A 23,118-nucleotide genomic window follows, 5' to 3' on the forward strand; every position below is an offset into this window, starting at 1 on the left:
ATTTTGTAATACGATCAATTAAAAAAAATGGAAGTTATTCTGTGACTTTGATTTCAGATGAGTCTGCCTTGAATCCAATTTTTGCGTGGGTTCCATCACAGTTTGGTTTGTTTTCGGTTTTTCCACAACGACATAACGCAGAAACTCTTTTGCCATCAACCTCTACTATTAGGGGTCCATTTTCTGCTCCTTTGATTGTGACTTTTGCCATAGTTATAGGAGTATAACTACATCAATAAACTTTGATATGATTCTTTAACAAATCATCTGATTCTTGCCATCTGTTTCAGATTATAAAACAATAAAAAAAGATTTCCAGTGTTTTTAAATTCATTTAGATCTTGTTCAGTTTTTTCAATCATGTAGTTTGTTCTTCTTTTTTGTCGACACATATCAAAAATAAAATTTTTAGTCAAAACTACGTCCCTCCGGTAAAGTATCAAGTGTTAATGTGGATAGTACATTTTCGACAGGTCGAATTTTTTCGCTAATTAATTTTCGTAGTTCTTTTCTTGGCATATCAGCAGTTTTTACAACATAATCATACGCACCAAAAACTTGTTTAATCTCATTAATTCCATCAATATTTTCTAGAGATTCTTTTACATTTGTTGATCTATATGCACATGTCAACAACAAAAATGCCTGTGTCATGGCTGTTTTATCGCTCCATAATTAATAATAATTCATCAATGTACATTTGAAAATTAAGCTAGCTTTTAGAAATTATTTTTTATATCCTTGCTGTGAAAACGTAAAAGTCCATCTTGAATTAATACATTAGAATTTTTTTTAAATGAAAGTTCACGTGTTTCTGAATCATGCATGGGTTGAACTAATATTTTTGCATCCTCTTGTACTGCTTTATACGAATGAAAATTTCTGTTTTTCTTCCAATCTCTTCCTAATTTGCATGATTTAATCAATTGGCGCATATTGTTGTTAAAGTAAAGCTGTTTCTGAATCATTATGGAAAATTCCTTTTGCCGATTCTCCATTTTTCCAGTCTAATTCGTTCTTCATAATCATCTTTTATGGAATCATTTTTTTTAGACATTGTATTAGTTGCGCCTTAATTTCTTATAAACAGAATTAGAAAGTAAAGCTGAAAATCATAATCAAAGCTTAAGAATTTTTATCAAGAATTCCACGCATTGTAGTTTGACGAGGAAGGGGTATATCAGACGATTCACAGTATTTCCCCCTGCCAACTCCTCGTTATACTATCTCGTTTTAATATTACTGTGAGTCGTTTTAATTTTCTTAATAATAGAAATCTCTTCGTCTAATTTTTTATTAGGAATAAACATCAATCTGTCAGATTCCTCCAACTTTACAATTGTTTTTGATAAGCCAATCTGTGTAATAATACCGCGTTTGCCTTTACATTCAATCTCATCGCCAACATTCATTCTTGGACTCAATGCTATGCTCATTCCAGATACTGCATTTTGTAGCTTGTTAAGATAAACAAATGTGAAAAAGAGCAAAATTGCACTTAGAGAAGTAACAATTTCTATAGCAGGAATAAGTATCCCCATTGATCGTGAGAGATAGAGAACTTCAGACACTCCTAAAATTATGAAAATTACACTTGTAGCCTTGTGTGATCCTTTTAGAGTTTGAAATTTTGTATATTCAACTAATTTGATTACTGCTATAATACTCCCTACTAGAATTATTGAAAGAATTGGGAAAAAGAGATTAGATTCCAATATTATTCATCCTAGATAGTTAAATGCTAATTTCCAATGATTGAGGAGTAATTACTTGAGGCTCACGTGATGCGATATACTCTGGTCGTGGTTTACTTGCACTAAATGGGTCTTCGAGCTTGTTTTTGATACTATTGTATACAAAAAAGACATTACTTCTAGGGTATGGAGTGATATTTCCTGATGAACCATGCATTAAATTACAATCAAAGAATATTACAGAGCCTGCAGGTCCTTTTGCAGTATCAATACTGTTTTGTTTAACCATTTTTTCAAGATTCTCTTTATCAGGAGTCCCAATTTCTTGCCGTTTTAGAGATATTTGATAGTGGTTGTCAGGAGTCTTACCAGCGCATGAAATAAACTGCTTGTGGGAACCAGGAATTACCATCAGAGGTCCATTAAATTCATAATTATCAGTAAGGCTAATTGAGCAGCTTATGGCCCTCATGTGGGGCATTCCGTCCTCTGCGTGCCATGTTTCAAAATCAGAGTGCCAATAGAATTCTTTTCCTTCAAATCCTGGCTTTCGATTAATTCTTGATTGAGTGATATAGACATCACTTCCCAAAAGCTGTCGCACTACATTTACTACTCTAGGATCTTTTGATAATTTTTCAAACAAATTATTATTTTTGTGCACTTCAAAAATTGAGCGCACTTCACCGCTTTGTGGTTCTAAAACAAATTGTTCTTGCTTTTTCAGATCTTTGTTTTTTGATAATCGTTCAAGTTCATCAGATAAAGTAGATACCTCTTTTGTTGAAAATAAATTTGGAAAAAAGAGATATCCATTTTCTTCAAAAAATTTTACTTGATCAGATTCAAGTACATCAAGTTGCAATGAATTCCCATACACAACGGGATCTCTTCTAGAAATTACTTGAAATGAATCACTGTTTCTAGTAGGATAGTCATCATTCACTGTTTTAGATACGCTCATGAATTTTCAACCTCAAGAAGCGGATATGCTCCCTCTTTGTCGTGAGTTTCTGTTCCAATACAAGGGGGATTAAACACGCAGATCATTCTCATGTTAGTTTTTCCTCGCAGTATGTGTCTTTCATGTTTGTCAAGTGCATACATTACTCCAGGAACAATTTGGTGCTTCAATCCAGTTTCAAGATCTTCAATCTCACCAATTCCTTCTATGCAATACACTGCTTCCAAGTGATTTTTGTACCAGATTTTGGTTTCAGTTCCGGCCCGCACCAAAGTTTCATGAAAGGAAAAACCCATGTTATCTTTTTTTAGTAAAAGTCTGCTACTAGACCAATTTGGAGTATCAACTGTCCTATCGGACTCCCTTATGGAGTCAATTTTACGTATAATCAATTTTGTTCAGTCCTCTTTTTTACCTCCAATTGAATTTCAGAATTGGCAGTTAGTTGTTCAATGCTTTTTTCAAAAATTCTCAGACCTGCTTCAATTGTTTCGATATCAGCAGTTAAAGGAGGCATGAATTTGACAACTTGATCTTCTGAACCGCACCTTTCTAGAATTAACCTATTTTCAAATGCTCTATCAGCTAATTGCTTGGCTAAATCAGGAGACCTACAATCAACTCCAAAGATTAGTCCCTTTCCGCGAACCTCCATATCAGCAGAAAGATGTTTTTTCACGATACGCTCAAGTTCAGATTTTAAAAGTTGAGATTTTTTATTAATTTCAGATTCAAACTTTTGTGTGGACCAATATTTTTTGAGAGTTTCTGTTGCACTAACAAATGCCAAGTTATTGCCTCTAAAGGTTCCGTTATGCTCACCAGGTTTCCATATGTCTAGTTCGGGCTTTAACAAAAGCATAGAAAATGGTAATCCAAAACCACTAAGAGATTTTGATAATACAACCATATCAGGGGTTATTTCTGATTGCTCAAAGCTAAAGAAAGATCCTGTACGTCCACATCCAACTTGGATATCATCAACAATCAATAAAATTTCAAATTCTTTACAAAGTTCATAAAGAGATTTCAACCAGCTGTCTTTTGCTACATTAATTCCACCTTCACCCTGTATTGTTTCAACAATAAATGCAGCGGGAAGATCTACTCCACTGCTAGTATCTTCTAAGAATCTTCGTACATAGTCAATTGTGTTTGATTTATTTCCAAAGTAGCCATCATATGGCATAAATGTTACATTGGTTAATGGAACACCTGAACCACCTCTATGTCCTGAATTTCCTGTTGCAGCAAGAGGCCCTAAAGATACACCATGAAAACCATTGGTAAAAGAAATGATGTTTGTTCTGCCAGTGACTTTTCTTGCTAACTTTAGTGCGGCCTCTACAGCATTAGTACCTGTAGGGCCGGTAAATTGCACTTTGTAATTCAATTCTCTTGGTTCCAAGATTAATGACGAAAATGTTTTCAAAAATTCTTCTTTGGCAGTTGTTGCAAGATCCAAACCATGTACAATTCCATCACTATCAAGATAATCGATTACTTTCTTTTTTATTTCCTCATTGTTATGCCCATAATTTATTGAGCCCGCACCGCAAAGAAAATCTAGATATGCATTATCTTGTTCGTCATATAGGTATGCATCTTTTGCTAATTTGAAAGTAACAGGAAAGGCTCTAGAATAGGAACGCACTCTAGATTCAAATTTTTTGATATTTTGCATTAAGCAAAAACCTCCACTAGTTTTTGAGTTTTGAATGGACCAATTCTGATAAGTTCTTCTTCTTCGTGTTTGGATTCTCCAAATTTATCCTTTGTAAAAAGAGGAGATTTTGTAAAATTTGTGCCTAAATCATTGGCAAAAGATATCAGAAATGAGTAGGATGACTTGTTTGAAGGTGCAAGTGTGGCTTCTACAAACTCAAAATTACGTAAATTTTCTCTTTGTAAAATTGAATAAAGCATTTTTGCAGCAATGCCTTTCCCACGAAGCTTAGGGGATACTGCAGCTTGCCAAACAAATAATGTCTTTTCTTCATTTGGAGGGACATATCCAGTAATGAATCCTACAACTTGAGAGTTTTGTTTTGCAACAACACAAGTCTCAGAAAAATGATGGCATAACAAGAGATAGAAATACTCAGAGTTTTCATCTAAAGGAGGGTTTTCTCTAACTAGTCTGAAGATTTCTTTTCCGTCACTAACTGTTGGTTTTGAAAATGTAATTTGACTCAATATCTTAAACCTCCAGTGGAAAAATATTGGTTTGTTCTACATTGTTATTATTCAAAAATTTCTCTATCTGGTTAGATTTTTGCTTTGGAATTCCCAAATAAAATGGAATTCGTGTTCTTGTGGATTTGCCATTACTCATCATTAAATTAGATAGTGTTTCAACGCGTCTACTAGTTTTTTCATCAGTTAGTTCTTCAGGTTCGATAACAGATGCTAAATGATATAACTCGTTTTCAGAATCCCATGCTATTACATCCGGTTTAACACCTTGAATTTCCTCAGGTTCTTTGAATTCACCATAATTAGCACAAATTACTTCAAACCCATTTTCATCAAATTTATCAATTAATCCTTTTACTAACTCATTATGATTTTCTGACATAGGAAAAAATTAGTTCAAAACAACATAACATTTTCTAAGCTAATATCTTACAATTCAGCTATCATTATTAGAGGTAAAAAAATCCTAATTAAGTGCCAGTATTAAGTACAAATAAAAATATCAGTATCGATGAAAGTAAAGTTCCACAAAGTGCAAGATCATCATAGTGAACAAATCTAAAAAAGAAATTAGAATTTGAAAAAACAGATTTTAAAATTTGTATCATACATTTGATACTCAGTATATGATATGTATCCGGATAATGAATCAAGCTAAAACAATTCTTTGATGAACTAGAAAGTCATCATAACAGTTACAGATTTGAATATAATAAAAAAGAGGTTATTTTACCACAATTTTTCCAGTCATCCAAGGGTGGACTTGACAAAAATACACATACTCGTTAACCAAGTCTAATTGGATTGAATAAGTGTCACCAGGATAAATGAGTCCACTATCAAATAATCCATTAGGACCAGATGTTGCTGAACCGCTGGTAACAGTGTGTGCTGCATTGTCGACGTTTTCCCAAATCACTTCGCCTCCACGCTTAATTGTCACGATTTCAGGAATATAACAAGAGTTGGTCTCTTCACACCCAGGTGCGGCAGTATCCTTAGGAATACTAATTGTTTCTAAGAGTTTTCCTTTGGATTGTTTTACAACGTCAGGTACATCTGGAATCACATCTTCGATAATATCCATTGATTCTTCTTTGATATTGTCAACATCATCTAATGATTCCTCGATTTCTGTAGGTAATTTTTCTAATTCTTCTACAGTGTCTGTAAACGTATCTTGTGCAACTTCAGGTATTTCCTTTAACTCAGTGGTAGCTCTATCAATGACTGCTTGTCCTTGTGGCTGTATGTTTCTATCTTGAGGATTTGATAATGTACCAACAAATGCAATAGCTACTGCAGTTATTGCAATTGCAATTATCATACCAAATCTATCTGCATTATTTTTCATTGATAGTTAGTGATTTTTACAAACTATAACATGTCATCAGCTAATTATATGATTATAAGCTTGTAATATTATTAGATTGATTTTTAACAAGTGATGTATATCAAACAATGTGAAAGAACAGTCAATGGAGGATGCAGCATTATGTTTCTTGGAATTAGCAAGCGAACAAAGATTAAGAATATTATCAAATCTTAACAAAAAACCACATAGAGTATCATCATTAGCAAAATTACTCAAAGTTACATCTCAAGAAATTCATCGGAATCTAGACCGTCTTTCTAGTGCATATTTTGTCAGAAAAGGCACGGATGAACATTACCACATCACGACTAATGGAAAAATAATTTTATCACAATTGCCACTAATAACATTTTTATCAAAAAATCAAAAATTCTTTGAAACTCATGAATTAGGAAATATGCATATGAAATTTGTTAGACGATTAGGGGTATTAGAAAATTGTAAGCACATCAAAGGAGTTACAGTTGTTCTAGATAAATGGAAGTCAATATACAGAAATGCTAAAGTTTTTGTTTTTGATGCAATTACGGAATCTCCTCCAGGACTTGTGGATCCCTTATTGAAGCGGATAAAAGAAAACGCCACCTATCGACACATAATTACAAAAGATCTCATAGAACCAGAAGGCCGTACCAAAACTCTTGAAAAGCTTGGATACTTCACCCTAATCGAACAGGGAAGAATTGAACGAAGGATTTCATCTGATCTTGACACCATTGTGATAATGAACGAAAAAGAAGCAGGAGTTATCTTTGCTGCAAACAATGGTGAACCAGATCTAAGGAATATGTTTTATGGTAATGACCCCTTGTTCCTAGATTGGTGTAAGGATTATCTGGAATTCACTTGGGAAAAATCAAAGAAAAGTGTAAGAAGCAAGCCAACACGTTGATTTTGTATCTATTTAGCTTGGTATTTGTCCTCAAGATAAGATAGTTTTCTAGCGGATGCTACAATATTACTAATTACATTTATCATGTGCAATGAGATGTGCTTTCTTTTATCCTGAATTTTTTCTATCTCTATTGCGGAAATTTTATCCAAACCCACGGGGGAGACTATTGTATTCTCAATTTTTTTAATATCCAGTTTTAGTTCTCGAATTGATGATTTTTGATAAGAGTGAATTTTCGATATACTATGTTTTATGCTGTTAGTTTTTGATGGGGTCTTCATTCCAACCATGTTTTTTGAATTTGGTCTTTTGACTCCTTTTCCAACTTTTCTAGTTCGATATGGTTTCATATGGAAATTTAATTTAGATACGATTTATGGACTCATAAGCTAATATTTTGAAAATAAGCTTAGCAAGTATATCGATTATTGTTTTTTAAGATGTCTTCGAGAATTTGCTCCTGCTGCACTTCGTTCAACTGATATCGGATTCATTTTTGTAGAAGGCTGTTTTGTCACCTTACTTTCTTTTTTTAATAATTTTCTACCTCTCCGGGCAGATTTTAATGCCTCGCTACGAATTTTTTCTTTTGGTTTCACGACTCTATGAAATTTTCTACGAGTTTTTTGACTTTCTTTTTTGATATGTTCTCTCTATTTGTAAGATCTTTTATCATTGCTGTTTTCATATCGTCTATTTGTTTAGTCTTTTTCATTAGTGTATAATGGAGGTAATTTGATATAATTGCAATTAAGCTGGTAATTTGATATTAAGCTTATTTTTCAATAAAATATCATTAAGATGAATGAAGAAGTACAAGTAATGAGTTCATTGACCAATTTTGATAAGCCTTTTGTATACAACAATACTGCATTTAGATCATTTCAAACCATAAAATTTGATGATTCGTGGAAAAAATTAGGAGAATACAAACCAGAAAAATTAAAAACATTTCTTGCTAAAACAGATCGATCCTCGGTAAAACTAGGATATGATGATGGATTTTTAGAATTTATTTTTCAAAAAAATTCTCAAGTATCAGTATATGATGGATTCATCAAATACAATTCAAAAAATATACTATCAGAATATTTTATTCCAAAATAAAAAAATAGCTTATTATCATAAAGGAAGCTTATGAGTTCTTATCTTTTTAATTAACAAAGAAACATTATGAAAAGCATAGTCGTGCAAAAATGCCTGACAAATAAACACGCTTCTATAGTTACTGATGAAACCAACGGAGAGATAATTTGCAGTGATTGCGGATACGTTCTCAAAGAAAGAATAGCCGATTTTTCACATCAAGAAAAAGCATACAGTGATGGAAAAACATCAGCTAAGGCCAGAACTGGCAGTCCTTCAAGGATTTCTATACCCGATATGGGAATTTCTAGCACCATAAGTCAAAAAAATGTAGATGCGTCTGGAAACAGGTTATCTCACAGTACAAAAAAGCGCTTTCATAGACTCCGAATGTGGGATTTTAGAAGTAAAAATGCAGGAAAAAAAAGAAGTTTGAGCAAGGCATTTGCACATTTAGATTCATTAAAACCAAAATTAGGATTACCCGATTCAGTAATTGAAAAAACTGCTACAATATATCGAAAAGCTTCAAGTAGAGGACTAATTCGCGGTAAATCAATTCCAGTCATGATGGCATCATCAATCTATGTTGCTTGTAGACTATCAGGAATACCTCGAAGTGTTGATGAAATTGCAAAAGCATCGAATGTTACAAGACGTTATCTAATCAGAAGTTACAAGAGATTAGTAAGTTATCTAAATATCTCCTTGGAGCATCCAGGTTGCATTGACTATCTAGGAAAAATTGCAAGTAAGGTAGGAGCTAGTGAAAAATCTCAAAGATTGGCGCTAAAAATACTTCAAGATGTTATAAAAGATAGAATAGTTCAGGGGAAAAATCCCTTAGGATTAGCGGCAGGTGCAATTTATTTATCATGTGCTGCAAATAATGAAAAAATATCATATCCAAAGCTTGAAAAAAAATGCAACGTAAGTGCAGTGACAATTAGAAAAAACACTTCGATGTTTCGAAAATATGCAGCAAAATATGTTGATTCCATAGAGGTATAACAATGAATATTTACGATAAGAAAGTAGTAAAGTGTGTAATTTGTGAGAAAAGTATTGGAGAAGTAAACTATGATGCAGAGATAATTTTCCCTAGATGTGGAGAATGCTCAGATCCAAAACCACACATTAATGATTTAATAGTTCCATTAGAACGAAACTATAACTTTCCTAAAAAACAAGTTGTCAACACTTTAGCGTCTTAGATATGTCATCAGAGGATAATCACAAAGACATATGTTCAATATGTCAAAAGTCTAAACATTTTCATACAAAAAATGAAGCGTTAGAATGTGCTAGAAAAAAAATTCAAATAATACAAAATAATTTTGAAAATAATTAATAAAACAAATATTTTAGTTTAATTTTAAAAGAAAATTAATCACAGTTCTATAGTAAAAACATTATCTCTTGGAATATTATTATCATCTAACATTTTTGTTACATCATCTACGTTTCCTTTTGGAATACCAAGATAGAACGGGAGTCTTGCATTTTGAGTAGATCCTACATCCATAACCAGATTGGATAGAATCTTTAGTTTATTATCCATATTTTCTAGATCAATCTTTTCTGGATCTGCTACCAAACCCAAATAGTATAGTTGTTTATCAGAATCCCAGGCTATAACATCAGGTCGTTGATCTTTTATTGCGTGTGGTTTTTTGAATCCCCCATAGTTTGCTGATGTTACTTCCAAGCCGCTTGCCTGAAATTCATCGATTAGATTCTTTACAAGTTCATTATTTTCTAAGTCAGACATGAATGAATTTGTAGAAAAAATATGATAATGTTTTCTAAGCTTTAATGTTGAATTTCAGCTAAATCCCTATCATGAATTGTTAATGAAAAATTATCTTAATTTTTGAATATCTCTTATAGAATCCTCATATCCACGATCATAAAGCTTGGTCAATACGCCAAGGATATCTACCACTTGCCTTGGAATAAAATTCTCATCAGAAATTCGTAAGAATTCAGGATCAGTTTTTACTAGAATTTCTTTAGGTATGAGGTAATCATCACTATCAGAAATAATTTCAGTAAGATCATGAAGAGTGTCCACCACAGCCTTTGTCCTAATGCGGGATTCTTGCATTATTTCTCACCCCAAATACACATAATCATCGTCTTATCCCGTTTTTAATTAGATTATTTCAAAAAAATAGCTGAAATTATCTGCTATAGCTGATTTTGAGATCTATATCTCACAGAGGGCATTACGCAAATTAGAATCGATTTTAGAGTATTGTGGATTATTACAAAAAGATGTTAAATTATCAGAAAAACTTTGCGAATCAAATTCAAAGAAATCTGTATTTACAAGGAAAAGTGCAATAACTAATGCGCCAAGTATCACAACAACACAGATAATTACGTTTTCAATAATGTCCCGATGAATTAAACTCATTTTCAATGCAGTGAAATATTATCCATGAAAGAGGAAAAATAAACAGATTCTATAGGGCTAATATCAATTAAATAAATTTGGTTTTCAATGAGAATGTAATTTTTTGTAAAATTATCAAGAAAATCTAATGTTATGATTTCATCATCAACTAACCATATTCCAATTAGAGTTACAGTAGAAACCCAAATTCCTAAAATAGCTATTACCAACAACCTATCCATGTAATAGATAAATTATCTATAATCAAATAATTTTGTAAGTTGTCAAGCTGAAATTTTCAAATGTAGCTTATGAACTATGAAAGTTCAATACGGGATTATCATAGTTCATAATTAAAAAAAATTAGTTGGGTCTTGTGGGTGCTCTATCTGCATCAAGATATTCAAAAGAACTCTGTCCTGACAATGCTACATTACCAGTATCAGATATTTCAAACACCTTGATTACATTATACCCGGAGAGATCCTCTGCAGTTGAGAATTGATCTCTCTTGTCGTCACCTTTTAGTTCACCTAGAACCAATTCATTGCCAGTTGAGGTATTTGCCAAACGAACTTCATAGGTTGAATCAGCAGACGGATAGTAATCCATGCTAACATGAACCCAATTTCTCATATCAGCCAAGCCTGAAATTGCATAGTAGCCAACTTTGCTTTTTTCATCTGTGGTATCAGAGTTAATTCCTTGTCTAATATCACCTGATGCAAAGTAATCAGTACGCACTTCAGCGTATGATTCTCCTATGAAACCGATGCCTACTGCTAAGGCAGAGACAACCAGCAACATGCTCAATGTTTTTTGTTTTGTCATTACGAATTGATACTCTGGATATTATTAAAAAACTGGTAAAGCATAATGCTTGCTTTCAGCTGTTATTATGACATTGATTTTTTACAGTAGGTAAAATCAATAAAACATAAGCTAACATTATGAAATTATACAAATATTGATTTTGTAAACAACAAATCAGAAACAAACTATTATCAAATAGAACGAAACGTAACGTATGAAACTATCAGACGAGATGAGAAAATCTCTAAATGAGCAAATAGTTATGGAATCTGATGCTTCAAGCTTTTATCTTGCAATGGCCTCATGGTGTGAAGTAACAGGGTATGAAGGAGCTGCAAGTTTTTTTTATGCTCAATCAGATGAAGAAAGACAGCACATGTTAAAGATAGTTCATTACATGAATAGAATAGGCACTATGGCAGACATATCTGCATGCTCTGAACCAAAAAAAGATGTCAAGTCGTTGGAGGAAATCATCAAGACTTCGCTTGAGAATGAACAAAAAGTAACACAATCCATACATCAAATCATCACATTAGCAGAAAAAGAAAGAGATCGCCGTACATTTGACTTTATGCAATGGTTCGTAAAAGAACAGATCGAAGAAGAAGAAACCTTTGATAATATTTTGCAAAAATTCGAAGTCGTAGGCCGTGATAAACTTGCCATCTACGAAGTAGACAAGTACATGAATGGAATAGGTTCCAAACAAGACAAAGAATGATTAAAAATCATTCATGCTGGTTTCGTAATTTACATTCATCATATCATCACAAAAAATAAAGTAATTGAAAAATGTCTTACTCTGGTTTGCGATTTTTGATTTCTTCCTCAATAGCCTGAATCAATTTAGTAAATTCGGATTTGGGAGTTTTTAATTTATTCATGGGAAAATTTGGTGATATGGAATCTGGAATTTGCAGATGTTTATCTCTTGACTCTACTATCTCAATTTTCATATTACGTAATTCATCTATCTGCATTTTCTTTAGTTTTTTATAATAAGGTACAAGATTTCTTTGTATCTCTTGACTAGTTTTTTCATCTGGCCATGTCAGGAGCTCTGTCCAAGTTATTTCCAAAAATTTAATTTTTTGGTCTTCAATGCCTAAATTTTCTATCTGTTTTTTTCTGAATCGATCAAAAATCCCCATGTTAATTATAAGAAATTATCACTTAAAAATTTAAGAGATTTTGAATAGATATGATCTTTTTTGATGCATTTCTAAAATTCTGTTTGTTTTGTTTTAATGATTAAATAAATCTAGAAAATTGCAGTGGATACTAGTATTGCAATAATTACAAGTGGTGAGACATATTTTACCACAGATATTGCCGATTGTGGTATATTGAATCTAGATGTCGCGTTAATATTTTCTAGTATCTTCTTTTTATCAACAAACCAGGTTACCACTACTACAAAAATCAGTTCAGAGATTGTAATACCATACGTTCCAAATACATAATCCATTCCATCTAGGAATAAAACACCGGACAAACCAAGTTCAATTGGACTATAACTTAATGCTGAAGGAATACCTACTAAAAATATTCCAATTGCAATTATGGCACTTGATTTTTTGTTTGATAGATTAAATGAGTCCTGTAGAGAAGCGTTTGGAACTTGAAAAAGCCCTATTGCAGAAGTTAGTCCAGCTATTAAGAGTAAGAAGAAGAAGATTGCACCAACAAAGAAGCCAAAATTAATGTCAGAAAAAATATTTGGTAAGACTTCAAAGATTAATGGAATTCCCTCTTGTGGGTCCATTCCAAATGAGAAAACAAATGAAAAAATCATAATTCCTGCAAATATCGATATCATGGTATTGGCAGATATTATAATTGAAGAAGAACGGATCAACGAATGCTTACCCCGAAGGTAGCTACCATAAGTAAGCAAAGAGCCAGAACCTAATGATAAAGAAAAAAATGCTTGACCAAATGCAGTTGACCAAATTTGTGGCTCTCCAATTCTAGAGAAATCAGGTTTAAGAAAATATGAAATTCCTTCAGTTGAACCAGGTAAAGTCACACCATAAATCATCAAAGGAATAATAATTCCTATTAGAAACAAAATTCCTATCTTGTTGAATTTTTCTATTCCAGAAGTAATTCCTCGTCGTACAATAATAAAAGTCAAAATCAAAACAGCCGTAAAAGCTAATACAGGATAATATGACTGAGTGAATTTTTCAAATTCTAAAAATGATTGACCAAGATTTGAGATAAAATATGATAAAACCCATCCTAAGATTACAAGATAGTAGCTAAGCATTGCAAATGCTACTAATGCAATTGCTGCTCCAGCCCATTTGAATTTTTTAGAAATACTTGCTAATCCAGTAACGATTGAAGACTTGTATCTTCTCCCTATTGCAAATTCAAGCAACATCAAAATGAATCCCAGACTCCCAACAATGATTATGAAGGGAATTAGAAATGCACCACCGCCATTTTCACCTACAATATATGGGAATCTCCAGATGTTACCTATTCCAACGGCAGATCCTATACATGCTAAAAGAAATCCCCATTCTGAAGCCCATGCCTCAGTTTTTACTTGTTTATCGCTCATGAAATTAGGATGTAAATTTCCCAAATAGTTCATCATCAGCTGATTTCTTTAATTTTAGCTAAAAATGAGAAAATCTAAGTTGGAATAGGAACTATTTCTCAAACTAATGTTTTTTAAACCCTTCAAGGCGTGATTAGACGTTGTCTGAAGCCGAAGTCGAGGTAAAAGAGATTGAAGAGGTAGAAGAGCCAGAACAAGTAGAGGCCGAAGTAGAGGAAACTAAGGTTAAAACAAAATCAAAAAAGACAGAGGAGAAGACAGAAGAGAAGGAGAAATGGGGAATTGCCCATATTTACAGCAGTTATAATAATACAATAATTCACATGACAGATCTTACCGGTGCTGAAACAATTGCAATCAGCTCAGGTGGAATCCATGTTAATGCAGACAGATACGAATCATCACCATTTGCTGCCATGAAAGCAGCCAATGCAGTAAATGAATCAGCAAGAACTAAAGGATTCACAGCATTTCACATTAGAGTTAGAGCAGTTGGCGGAGTTGGTTCTAGAGTTCCAGGACCAGGTGCACAAGCTGCAATCAGAGCACTAGCTAGAGGCGGATTCAAGATTGGTAGAATTGATGACGTTACACCAATTCCTCATGATACCACCAGAAAGAAAGGCGGTAAAAGAGGACGTAGAGTCTAGTAGTCTAAGAGTTTTATCTTAACTGCACAACCGCGAGCTGCAAAATAGTCAGACATAAAATTTGAAAACCTATCTTCGGGTTTTCTTCCCTTTGAGTTGTTAATCATATCATGAAACTTTTTTTCTATTGCAAAAAACAGATTAGGTTTTAATGCAATCTTGAAAAAGGTCCAGCCAAACCTTGCCATTGGTTCACTAATTAAAAATCCGTCACGCACTTCACAGATTGATTCTAAATTAATCAGTGCTTTTTTGATTAATGGAATATCATCATCGTACTTTGTGGAGCTGATTTCTAGAATGGTTGGCATGAATCATTCACTAGGCTCTTCGTTTTTGGTGCTTAGTTTATCTGAAAGGGAGACAAACTTTCCATCCTGCTCAATGTTAATTTTCGTTTGCATTCTAACATTAATGCCAATTGAGCGAAACAGCATCAGAAGCTTTCCACCGTCAATTTTTTCATCAACTTCTCCAGAAGTTATCAGCTCTGCAAGCTTGTCAACTACCATTTTGGTCTCATTTGGAAATTGAGATTCGGCATTCTGTAGTACTTCTAGTCCACGAAATCCTAGTTGCTCTACCAAAATTTCACGAGGTTTTTTAGCAGGTTTCTTTGCTTGAGTTTTATTAGATTCCTGCATCTGTTTTGAAGAAAGGTTTCTTTGCATCTCTGCTAGGCGTTTTGCTTTTAGTTGTTCTAGTTCTTTGTCTTCTTCGCTCAACCCTTAATCACACCAATAGGTACAAGTTTTGCTACTTTGGTTGCAATACCTAAATCATGAGAAACATTGACGACTGCATCCACATCTTTGTATGCTTGCGGTGTCTCTTCCACTACTCCGTCTCTTGTTAATGCTTTAATGAAAATTCCTTTATCGGAAAGGGATTGCTTTACTTCAGACTCTGTATAGTCTCTTCTGGCCTTTGATCTTGACATCATTCTTCCTGCACCATGTGCAGTAGAACCAAAAGTCAAATCCATAGAATTTGGTTGTCCAAGTAAAATCCAGCTTGCAGTTCCCATAGAACCTGGAATGAATACAGGTTGTCCCAAATCTCTATACTTTTGTGGGATTTCATCTCGATTTGCAGGAAATGCTCTAGTTGCACCTTTTCTGTGAACCACTACAGACCTTTCTTTTCCATCGATTTTGTGTTTTTCTACTTTGGCAATGTTGTGCGCTACATCATATACTAATTTCATGTCCAGATCTGCTTCTGACTGTTTGAAAACTCGCTCAAAAGATTTTCTTGTCCAGTGTGTGATCATCTGCCTATTACTCCATGCAAAATTTAATGCTGCAAACATTGCCTTTCTATACGATTCGCCTTCTTCAGAAGAATTAGGAACACATGCAAGTTCCCTGTCTTTTAGATTGATGTTATACTTTTGTAATGCTTTTTCAGATATTCTAAGATAATCGCTGCACACTTGATGGCCAAATCCTCTAGAGCCACAGTGTATTAGAACAGTAATGTTTCCTTTTTGAATTCCCATTCTTTTTGCTGCTTCCTCATCGTGAATTTCAGATACTTGCTGAATTTCAAGAAAATGATTTCCCGATCCAAGACTACCTAGTTGCGGAGCTCCGCGTTTGCGTGCCCTATCAGAAACTTTGTTTGGATCTGCGTCTTTAATCTGACCTGACTCTTCACAAACATTTACGTCATCTTTGGTACCATAACCATGATCAACTGCCCAACTGACACCTCTAACTAGTACTTCATCAAGTTGTGATGTGTTTAGCTTTACCGCTCCTTTTGAGCCTACACCTGAAGGAATTGTATTAAACAAATCAGTAACTAGCTCCTTGAGTTTTGGTCGCATTGTTTCTGCTGTAAGATTGGTGCGAATCAGTCTCACTCCACAGTTGATATCATAACCAACTCCTCCAGGACTAATCATTCCCTCATTTGCATCCATTGCAGCAACACCTCCAACAGGAAATCCATAGCCCTCATGTCCGTCGGGTAATACGACTGCATGACTTACAATTCCAGGCATTGATGCAACATTCATTGCTTGAGAAATTGTTCTATCTGTAAGCATTTTTGATAATAGTTGTTCGTCTGCAAAAATTTTCACAGGTACTTGAAGTCCGTTTGATGAATCAGGATTTATTACATATTCATTGTCACGAACTTTTTTTGGAGTTAAAGAAGACATGAGAATCGCTTAAGATCCAAAATTAAGCAATTTAAATCATATAAGATGGGGAAAACGCTAATCTATCGACTCAAGCCAAACCTTGTTTTCCCCTGGTTCAGCGAGGATTGGATTAGCACTGATTCCTCTAACAAAATTTGTATTTAAGATAGTGAGCATTTTTTCCATCACTGAATCAGTAATGGAAGGTTTACAAAATTAACCTAATTGTGATCCTTTTTGGCCCCAATTTTTTAACAAAAACACGTTGCTATGGGAATCATTGAGTCAGAGACATCTCACGGTGTTAGCTGGTGGCCCAAAAGCTCACATAAACTAGTTAACGTATTACCAGTCTCCAAAGTAAAGGAGACTTCTTTTTTCTCAGTGGGAAAAACTCTCAAAATTCAGCATCTTTATGTTACTAAATTTTCTAATAGATTCAAGTTGGATAAGGAGTGGCTTCGTGTAAAGAGTGGTCGAAGTAAGGGGTGCAAGGACTGCATAGCCCATAGATGCGTTCCTAAAAGTTGCAGTTGTGATTGTCATAAATAATGACTAAAAACAGACCAGAAATAGACTCCAAAGAAGTAGATTTATTTTCGATGTTAAATGATAGCAAATGTTGGCAATTCTACCAATAGATTCTGGAAGATATGGTACAAAAGAGATGCTGGCTATCTTTAGTGAGCAAAATAAAGTAAATTATCAATTAGAGATCGAAGGTGCAGCTGCTATTTCACAGGGCGAGATTGGAATAATTCCCAAATCAGCTGGAAAGAACATTTTTGCAGTTACAAAATCAAGAAAAATTACAGCCAACAGAATAAAACAATTAGAAGCAAAAAGTGATCACGATACAGCAGCTCTTGTTGAGGCGTTAAGTGAAAAATGCATTGCAAGTACAAGACCTTGGATTCATTATGGCTTGACAAGTAATGATCTTGTAGATACAAGCAATTCAATGCAGATGAGGGATGCAATTTCTATAATTCAGCCTAAAATTGGAAAGCTTGCAATACTTTTAGCAAAAAAAGCAGTAACATACAAGGAGCTTCCTGCAGTTGGTAGGACTCACGGACAACATGCAAGCATCATATCATTTGGATTAAAATTTGCAAACTGGGCTTCTGAGATGGCACTACACTTGGAAAGAGTTCAAGAACTCAAAAAAAGAGTACTGATGTGTAAGACCCTAGGAGTTGTTGGAACTGGTTCATTGATGGGTGCAAAAGCAGTAGAGGTTCAAAGAAGAGTAGCAAAAAGATTGAATCTATATCCTGCAGAAGTTACAACTCAGATAATTCCAAGAGAAAGGTATGCAGAGTATGTATTTCAGTTATCATTAATCGGTGCAACGTTAGAAAAAATTGCAATAGAGATTAGAAATCTTCAAAGAACAGAGATCGGCGAAGTAGCAGAACAATTCAAGAAAGGTCAGATGGGAAGCAGTGCAGTTCCAGTAAAAAGAAATCCAATCAAAAGCGAAAGAATCTCTTCACTCTCAAAAATTTTGCGTAGTCAAATTGGAACAGCATTTGAAAATATTCCATTATGGCATGAAAGAGACCTATCCAATTCAGCTAATGAGCGCTTTATTCTTCCTATGGTTTCCATTCTACTTGATGAGATGCTTGAAACAATGATAAAGATAATCTCAAATCTACAAGTTAACGACAAGCGAGTTAAAGAGAACCTTTACCAAACTAAAGGTCAAATTTTTGCAGAATTCGTTTTGGAGGCACTAATCAAGAAAGGGATACCCAGATTTGTAGCATACAGAGATGTTCAAAGAATTGCATTTGAGGCAAAGGACAAGAACATGGAATACTTTGATGCAATAAAAAATGACAAGGCAGTATCATCAAAACTTTCAGAAAAAGAGATCAAAGATATCTTTGTTCCCCAACGTCATTTGGGAGCTTCGTTTACAATAATTTCAAATGTAAACAAAACAGTTCAAAAGTATACGAAGAAATTTACCTAGACTTTAGCAAAGTTTTGTGAATTTTTGTTCCATACTGTAATGCCTTTTTTCTTTTAGTAGCTGATACTTCTGGAACGCCAACTGATAAAGCAAGTTTTCGTATGATGTGTTTTCGAATAAGATCATCCTTGTCATTAATTTTATCATAAAGGGGAATTTTTTTTGCAAAATCAATAAAATCGATAGTAAGCAAGGGCTGCAATATTTTTACATCGTTCTCAGAAGAAATGTGGTTTACTGCTTTCATCATTTCTATTTCATTTGCAAGCTTCTTCTCCATTAATTCTAAAACCGCAGATTCCCCATCAGATACGACGTCCCTATACGCATTGTAACCACAAAACAATTCATCAATGCCATTTGCGGTAACCACGACTCGTATTCCTAATTTGGATGCAAGTTTTGAAACATAATAAAACGCAATACAGTTTTCATTCCATGATAAATTATCTGTCTTGATTTTTGTATTGATATCCTTTGAAATTTTTTCAAAAGTTTTTGGATCTATCTCAAGAATTTTGTGAGGCAATCCTAGTTGTTCGTTGACTTGCTTAGCAAACACAATATCATGAGAGTCTTTGAAGCCGACGGTTAGCAGGGTAACATCATATCCCAGAGAAGACAGAATTTTTGCCATCATGGTGCTGTCTACTCCTCCAGAAAAGGCAACCCCGATTTTTTTTGCGTCAACTGTAGATTTAATTGAGTTGGTTATTTTTTCAAGCAAAACCTTTTGAGCCTCATCCATGATTACACTTAGAAAAAATCCAATACAAAGTGGTTGCGGTGTTGAAACTATTAATTTAACAACAACAAACTTGAATTATGCAAAAACTATCCCAAGAGCAGATAGAGGAGGCTCTAAAATCCATTCCCGGGTGGTCAATCAGAGATGGAAAACTACACAAGGATTTTGAATTTGCCTCATTTAATGAAGCATTTGGATTTATGACAAGGGCAGCCATGGAGATAGAAAAGATGAATCATCATCCAGAGTGGTTTAACGTATACAACAAAATATCAATTGATTTGATGACTCACGATGCAGGAGGCATTACTCAAAATGACATATGCCTTGCTGAAATTTTAAATTCTCTTGTGTAGATTTTGAAAATTATTTTACAGAATTTATATACAGATTACTGACCACAGACTCCAAATGACTACAACTCCGACTATGCTTGATTCAGATTTTAGATATATTGACAAAAAAGGAAATCTCCTAAAAAGCAGAACAGAATTATCTATTGCCCAGATGTTGTCATTTTTGGGACAAGATTATGATTATGATTATGAGTTAGAAGTTAATGGAAAAAAGATTAAAGTGGACTTTAGAACTGAAAAAGGATTGATCGAAGTAATTGATAACGAAGAAGACATTGAAAAATACAGAGAGATCAAAGAAAGCAAACTTGATTGGAACGTAATGGCAATTGGACATCCAAAATATGCAGCCCAGATTAAAGAGTTGCAAGATATTGTATTTTATGATCAAAAGCATCCACAGACAGGTTCAATCTTTATGGAAGATCAATCATTTACTTTTGATTATGCGCACATACTTCCTCTAGTGGAAAAATGCTCAATACTTCATGGCCACACATCATCAGTGATGGTTGAGCTAGTAGGTCAGATGAAGAATAATCTTCTAATTGATTTTGGTGAGGCAAAAAAGATCATCAAAGAAGTAATCGGAGTATTTGATCATAAATTCTTCATCAATAGAAAATACATGAACAAAGAAGATGATTCACACTATCACATTTCATTTGATGGACCAAAAGGAGTATTTGATTTACAAGTTCCAAAGAATACAACATATCTTTTAGAGGGAGAAGCTACCGTAGAGAACCTCTCAACTGAAATTATCAAAATTTTAGCACCAAAACTTCCTCCAAATGTAGAAGCAGTAGGAGTTTACATTTACGAGGGATACAACAAGGGTTCGCATATCATCTCAAACATTGCAAGAAAATAGAAGATGGAACCAAAAATCCAAGAGAAAGCCTGGAATCCAGAATTAGAAAAGAAGATCAGAGAGAATTGGCAAGAAACTAACCTATACAAGTTTCAACTAGCAAATGAAAATTTTACAATTGATACGCCTCCACCATATCCATCTGGGAGACCTTGGCATATTGGTGCAGCCGCTCATTATGCTCAGATTGACATGATTGCAAGAACTGCAAGAATGGCTGGCAAAAATGTCTATTTTCCTATAGGAATTGACAGAAATGGACTTCCTGTAGAACTCTACACTGAAAAAAAGTACAACATTAGAATGAGGGAGACAGAACGAGGAAAATTCCTAGAATTGTGCAGAGAAGCATTAGATGACTTGGAAGCAGAGATGATTCAGATAATGAAGAATTTAGGAATAAGTGGTGGCATTGATGAGCATTATAGAACAGATTCTGAAGAATATAGATCACTCACACAGGCAACTTTCATAGAGTTATGGAAGAAGGGACAAGTGTATCTTGCTACACGTCCAAATAACTATGATTGGGTATCTGGCACTACGATTGCCGATGCTGAGATAACATACGAAGATATCCCAACTAAACTAGTATACATGAAATTCAAAGTAAGTGATTCTAGTGAGGAGATAATCATTGCAAGTACTAGACCGGAACTATTATGCGCATGTAAAACAGTGATTGTAAATCCAGAAGATGAAAGATACACAAAACTTGTAGGGAAAAAATTAATCGTTCCAATTTTTGGAAACGAGGTTGAAATTAAAACGCATCACTCTGCTCAGAAAGAATTTGGTTCAGGAGCAGTAATGGTATGTAGCTATGGTGATCAGAATGATGTTGCATTATTCAGAGAGCTAAAGCTAGACGAAGTCATTGCAATTGGGCTAGATGGAAGGATGACAGAGTCTGCCGGAGAATATCAAGGATTGAAACCAAAACAGGCAAGAACAAAGATCATTGAAGATCTGCAAACAAAAGGCTTTGTAGAAAAAATTGAAGAGATTTCACATAGAACTCCAGTTTCAGAGAGAAGCAAAACTCCAATTGAGATCATTCCAATGGAGGAATACTATCTGAAACAGATAGATTCAGTTGAAAAAATGAAAGAACTTGGTTCTGAGATTAAATTTCATCCCAACATGCACAAACAAATTTTGATGAACTGGTTAGAATCAATTTCCATTGATTGGCCAATCTCAAGACGTCGTTTCTATGGAACTGAGATTCCTATCTGGTATTGTAAGAAATGTTCAGAACCACATGTTCCAGAGCCAGGAAAATATTTCAAACCATGGCAGGATGAATCTCCAATTAAGAAGTGTACAAAGTGTGGGAATTCAGAATTTGTAGGAGAAGAGAGAACGTTTGATACATGGATGGATTCCAGTGTTTCGCCATTATTTGTGACTAAATTCCAAAAAGATGAAGAGTTTTTCAAAAAAACATACCCCACCGGAATCAGACCACAAGCAAAGGATATTGTTCGAACGTGGTTATACTATACACTCCTAAGATGTGAGCAACTGACAGGGAAAAAACCATGGGCAGAAGCCTGGATTATGGGATATGGTCTTGATGAAAAAGGAATGAAGATGAGCAAAAGTAAGGGAAATGCAATTGATCCTTTGCCAGTAGTAGAAAAGTTTGGTGCAGATACTTTCCGATTTTGGAGTGCAAGTGAGATAAATCACGGATATGACTTTAGATGCAATGAACAAAAGATAGAGTCAACAAAAAAATTCCTCAGCAAATTATGGAATGTTTCAAGATTTTTATCTAGTTTTCCAGTTATCGAGTCTACAAAAATATTGGATTCTGATAAATGGATTCTATCAGAATTAAACAAGCTAATCAAAGAATGCAAGAAAGGATATGACGAATACAACTTTTTTGTACCAGCAATTGCAATTAGAGAATTCACATGGAATCTGTTTGCTGCACATTATATTGAGATGGTAAAAGCAAGAGCATATGGAATTGGATTTTCTGATGAAGAGAAAAATGCAGCAATCTATACTCTTCACAAAGTCTTATCAACAATATTGAAACTCATGGCTCCAATCACTCCTTTCATTACAGAACATCTATGGAAGACACTCTACTCAGAAGAGAGCATCCACAAACAAAAGCAAGTAGACGTAGAGGATCATACAGATATGAGTGCCATAACCAAAGAGATAGAAGAATTCAACTCCAAGGTATGGAATGAAAAAAAGAGTAAAGATCTTTCATTAAAGGATTCAATTGCCATTAAAGTTCCACCTAGTCTTGTTCCGTTTGAAAAAGACTTGATATCAATGCATAATTTGATTTAAACAAGTAGTTCCAATTACTATTCAAATGGATTTTGATCT

31 protein-coding genes are annotated in these 23,118 nt (G+C 34.2%); 10 read left to right on the forward strand and 21 right to left on the reverse strand.

Annotation, left to right across the window (positions count from 1 at the left end):
• Positions 1 to 34 precede the first annotated feature (34 nt).
• From DWQ18_07815 to DWQ18_07860, 10 genes are all read right to left on the reverse strand, one after another.
• Positions 35 to 211, reverse strand: a complete 177-nt coding sequence (locus DWQ18_07815) for a CDGSH iron-sulfur domain-containing protein (protein RDJ33068.1) — start codon at positions 209 to 211, stop codon at positions 35 to 37.
• A gap of 197 nt (positions 212 to 408) precedes the next feature.
• A complete protein-coding gene (locus tag DWQ18_07820) occupies positions 409 to 654 on the reverse strand; it encodes an Lrp/AsnC family transcriptional regulator (protein ID RDJ33069.1) in 246 nt (81 codons plus the stop codon).
• Between the two features lie 65 nt (positions 655 to 719).
• Positions 720 to 968, reverse strand: coding sequence for a hypothetical protein (locus DWQ18_07825; GenBank protein ID RDJ33070.1), 249 nt, complete (start codon positions 966 to 968; stop codon positions 720 to 722).
• Positions 969 to 1,223: 255 nt separating this feature from the next.
• Positions 1,224 to 1,715: a hypothetical protein gene (locus tag DWQ18_07830; protein RDJ33071.1), complete on the reverse strand. Its 492-nt coding sequence runs from the start codon at positions 1,713 to 1,715 to the stop codon at positions 1,224 to 1,226.
• A gap of 19 nt (positions 1,716 to 1,734) precedes the next feature.
• On the reverse strand, positions 1,735 to 2,658 hold the full coding sequence (gene thpD, locus DWQ18_07835; GenBank protein RDJ33072.1) for an ectoine hydroxylase: 924 nt from the start codon (positions 2,656 to 2,658) through the stop codon (positions 1,735 to 1,737).
• Positions 2,655 to 3,050 (reverse strand): ectoine synthase, encoded by a 396-nt coding sequence (locus DWQ18_07840; GenBank protein RDJ33073.1) that lies wholly within the window; start codon positions 3,048 to 3,050, stop codon positions 2,655 to 2,657. The genes thpD and DWQ18_07840 overlap by 4 nt, the downstream gene beginning before the upstream one ends.
• Complete coding sequence (gene ectB, locus DWQ18_07845) at positions 3,047 to 4,342, reverse strand: diaminobutyrate--2-oxoglutarate transaminase (GenBank protein ID RDJ33074.1); 1,296 nt, start codon at positions 4,340 to 4,342, stop codon at positions 3,047 to 3,049. The genes DWQ18_07840 and ectB overlap by 4 nt, the downstream gene beginning before the upstream one ends.
• Positions 4,342 to 4,854, reverse strand: coding sequence for a diaminobutyrate acetyltransferase (ectA, locus tag DWQ18_07850; GenBank protein RDJ33075.1), 513 nt, complete (start codon positions 4,852 to 4,854; stop codon positions 4,342 to 4,344). The genes ectB and ectA overlap by 1 nt, the downstream gene beginning before the upstream one ends.
• Positions 4,855 to 4,858: 4 nt before the next feature.
• Positions 4,859 to 5,236, reverse strand: coding sequence for a hypothetical protein (locus DWQ18_07855; GenBank protein RDJ33076.1), 378 nt, complete (start codon positions 5,234 to 5,236; stop codon positions 4,859 to 4,861).
• Positions 5,237 to 5,578: 342 nt separating this feature from the next.
• Positions 5,579 to 6,208 carry a hypothetical protein gene (locus DWQ18_07860; GenBank protein RDJ33077.1) on the reverse strand — a complete coding sequence of 210 codons (630 nt, stop codon included), beginning with the start codon at positions 6,206 to 6,208 and terminating at the stop codon, positions 5,579 to 5,581.
• 124 nt (positions 6,209 to 6,332) lie between these two features.
• On the opposite strand from DWQ18_07860, the gene DWQ18_07865 reads away from it, so the two are divergent.
• Positions 6,333 to 7,121 (forward strand): transcriptional regulator, encoded by a 789-nt coding sequence (locus DWQ18_07865; GenBank protein ID RDJ33078.1) that lies wholly within the window; start codon positions 6,333 to 6,335, stop codon positions 7,119 to 7,121.
• A gap of 8 nt (positions 7,122 to 7,129) precedes the next feature.
• Here DWQ18_07865 and DWQ18_07870 read toward each other — a convergent pair whose 3' ends face one another.
• Positions 7,130 to 7,474, reverse strand: coding sequence for a hypothetical protein (locus DWQ18_07870; GenBank protein ID RDJ33079.1), 345 nt, complete (start codon positions 7,472 to 7,474; stop codon positions 7,130 to 7,132).
• A gap of 451 nt (positions 7,475 to 7,925) precedes the next feature.
• Here DWQ18_07870 and DWQ18_07875 point away from each other — a divergent pair, with 451 nt between their 5' ends.
• The 3 genes from DWQ18_07875 to DWQ18_07885 all read left to right on the forward strand — a co-directional run bounded on the left by DWQ18_07875 (position 7,926) and on the right by DWQ18_07885 (position 9,424).
• Complete coding sequence (locus DWQ18_07875) at positions 7,926 to 8,231, forward strand: hypothetical protein (protein ID RDJ33080.1); 306 nt, start codon at positions 7,926 to 7,928, stop codon at positions 8,229 to 8,231.
• 66 nt (positions 8,232 to 8,297) lie between these two features.
• Positions 8,298 to 9,221: a transcription factor TFIIB gene (locus tag DWQ18_07880; GenBank protein RDJ33081.1), complete on the forward strand. Its 924-nt coding sequence runs from the start codon at positions 8,298 to 8,300 to the stop codon at positions 9,219 to 9,221.
• 2 nt (positions 9,222 to 9,223) lie between these two features.
• The gene (locus DWQ18_07885; protein ID RDJ33082.1) at positions 9,224 to 9,424 is read left to right on the forward strand and encodes a hypothetical protein; all 201 of its coding nucleotides are present in this window, start codon (positions 9,224 to 9,226) and stop codon (positions 9,422 to 9,424) included.
• Between the two features lie 176 nt (positions 9,425 to 9,600).
• Here the strand turns inward: DWQ18_07885 and DWQ18_07890 are convergent, their stop codons facing one another.
• The 4 genes from DWQ18_07890 to DWQ18_07905 all read right to left on the reverse strand — a co-directional run bounded on the left by DWQ18_07890 (position 9,601) and on the right by DWQ18_07905 (position 11,439).
• Complete coding sequence (locus DWQ18_07890; GenBank protein ID RDJ33083.1) at positions 9,601 to 9,981, reverse strand: hypothetical protein; 381 nt, start codon at positions 9,979 to 9,981, stop codon at positions 9,601 to 9,603.
• A 90-nt stretch (positions 9,982 to 10,071) separates the two neighbouring features.
• Positions 10,072 to 10,317 carry a hypothetical protein gene (locus DWQ18_07895; GenBank protein ID RDJ33084.1) on the reverse strand — a complete coding sequence of 82 codons (246 nt, stop codon included), beginning with the start codon at positions 10,315 to 10,317 and terminating at the stop codon, positions 10,072 to 10,074.
• A 314-nt stretch (positions 10,318 to 10,631) separates the two neighbouring features.
• Complete coding sequence (locus DWQ18_07900) at positions 10,632 to 10,850, reverse strand: hypothetical protein (protein ID RDJ33085.1); 219 nt, start codon at positions 10,848 to 10,850, stop codon at positions 10,632 to 10,634.
• A 121-nt stretch (positions 10,851 to 10,971) separates the two neighbouring features.
• Positions 10,972 to 11,439 (reverse strand): hypothetical protein, encoded by a 468-nt coding sequence (locus DWQ18_07905; protein ID RDJ33086.1) that lies wholly within the window; start codon positions 11,437 to 11,439, stop codon positions 10,972 to 10,974.
• A 196-nt stretch (positions 11,440 to 11,635) separates the two neighbouring features.
• Between DWQ18_07905 and DWQ18_07910 the strand changes: the two genes are divergently transcribed.
• The gene (locus DWQ18_07910; GenBank protein ID RDJ33087.1) at positions 11,636 to 12,145 is read left to right on the forward strand and encodes a ferritin; all 510 of its coding nucleotides are present in this window, start codon (positions 11,636 to 11,638) and stop codon (positions 12,143 to 12,145) included.
• Positions 12,146 to 12,221: 76 nt separating this feature from the next.
• On the opposite strand, the gene DWQ18_07915 is transcribed toward DWQ18_07910, so the two are convergent.
• Positions 12,222 to 12,575: a hypothetical protein gene (locus DWQ18_07915; GenBank protein ID RDJ33088.1), complete on the reverse strand. Its 354-nt coding sequence runs from the start codon at positions 12,573 to 12,575 to the stop codon at positions 12,222 to 12,224.
• A 110-nt stretch (positions 12,576 to 12,685) separates the two neighbouring features.
• Complete coding sequence (locus DWQ18_07920; protein RDJ33089.1) at positions 12,686 to 14,032, reverse strand: sodium-dependent transporter; 1,347 nt, start codon at positions 14,030 to 14,032, stop codon at positions 12,686 to 12,688.
• A 104-nt stretch (positions 14,033 to 14,136) separates the two neighbouring features.
• On the opposite strand from DWQ18_07920, the gene DWQ18_07925 reads away from it, so the two are divergent.
• Positions 14,137 to 14,646 (forward strand): 30S ribosomal protein S11, encoded by a 510-nt coding sequence (locus DWQ18_07925; GenBank protein ID RDJ33090.1) that lies wholly within the window; start codon positions 14,137 to 14,139, stop codon positions 14,644 to 14,646.
• On the opposite strand, the gene DWQ18_07930 is transcribed toward DWQ18_07925, so the two are convergent.
• Genes DWQ18_07930 through DWQ18_07940 form a run of 3 tightly spaced genes read right to left on the reverse strand, consistent with a single transcriptional unit; the run spans position 14,643 to position 16,816 of the window.
• On the reverse strand, positions 14,643 to 14,957 hold the full coding sequence (locus DWQ18_07930) for a hypothetical protein (GenBank protein RDJ33091.1): 315 nt from the start codon (positions 14,955 to 14,957) through the stop codon (positions 14,643 to 14,645). The genes DWQ18_07925 and DWQ18_07930 overlap by 4 nt on opposite strands.
• Positions 14,958 to 14,960: 3 nt before the next feature.
• The gene (locus tag DWQ18_07935; protein RDJ33092.1) at positions 14,961 to 15,371 is read right to left on the reverse strand and encodes a double-stranded DNA-binding protein; all 411 of its coding nucleotides are present in this window, start codon (positions 15,369 to 15,371) and stop codon (positions 14,961 to 14,963) included.
• Positions 15,368 to 16,816, reverse strand: coding sequence for an RtcB family protein (locus DWQ18_07940; GenBank protein ID RDJ33093.1), 1,449 nt, complete (start codon positions 16,814 to 16,816; stop codon positions 15,368 to 15,370). Before DWQ18_07940 ends, DWQ18_07935 begins: the two co-directional genes overlap by 4 nt.
• Before the next feature lie 604 nt (positions 16,817 to 17,420).
• Between DWQ18_07940 and purB the strand changes: the two genes are divergently transcribed.
• A complete protein-coding gene (purB, locus tag DWQ18_07945) occupies positions 17,421 to 18,782 on the forward strand; it encodes an adenylosuccinate lyase (GenBank protein ID RDJ33442.1) in 1,362 nt (453 codons plus the stop codon).
• Here purB and DWQ18_07950 read toward each other — a convergent pair.
• A complete protein-coding gene (locus tag DWQ18_07950; protein RDJ33094.1) occupies positions 18,775 to 19,530 on the reverse strand; it encodes an asparagine synthase in 756 nt (251 codons plus the stop codon). The genes purB and DWQ18_07950 overlap by 8 nt on opposite strands.
• A 77-nt stretch (positions 19,531 to 19,607) precedes the next feature.
• Between DWQ18_07950 and DWQ18_07955 the strand changes: the two genes are divergently transcribed.
• The 3 genes from DWQ18_07955 to DWQ18_07965 are packed head-to-tail and all read left to right on the forward strand — an operon-like array spanning position 19,608 to position 23,079.
• Positions 19,608 to 19,886: a 4a-hydroxytetrahydrobiopterin dehydratase gene (locus DWQ18_07955; protein RDJ33095.1), complete on the forward strand. Its 279-nt coding sequence runs from the start codon at positions 19,608 to 19,610 to the stop codon at positions 19,884 to 19,886.
• Between the two features lie 55 nt (positions 19,887 to 19,941).
• Entirely contained in the window at positions 19,942 to 20,760 is an 819-nt protein-coding gene (locus DWQ18_07960) for a 6-pyruvoyl tetrahydropterin synthase (protein ID RDJ33096.1), read from the forward strand.
• Positions 20,761 to 20,763: 3 nt separating this feature from the next.
• Positions 20,764 to 23,079, forward strand: a complete 2,316-nt coding sequence (locus DWQ18_07965; protein RDJ33097.1) for a valine--tRNA ligase — start codon at positions 20,764 to 20,766, stop codon at positions 23,077 to 23,079.
• The last annotated feature ends 39 nt before the right edge of the window (positions 23,080 to 23,118 follow it).

This window comes from Thermoproteota archaeon (assembly GCA_003352285.1).
Taxonomy (GTDB): domain Archaea; phylum Thermoproteota; class Nitrososphaeria; order Nitrososphaerales; family Nitrosopumilaceae; genus PXYB01.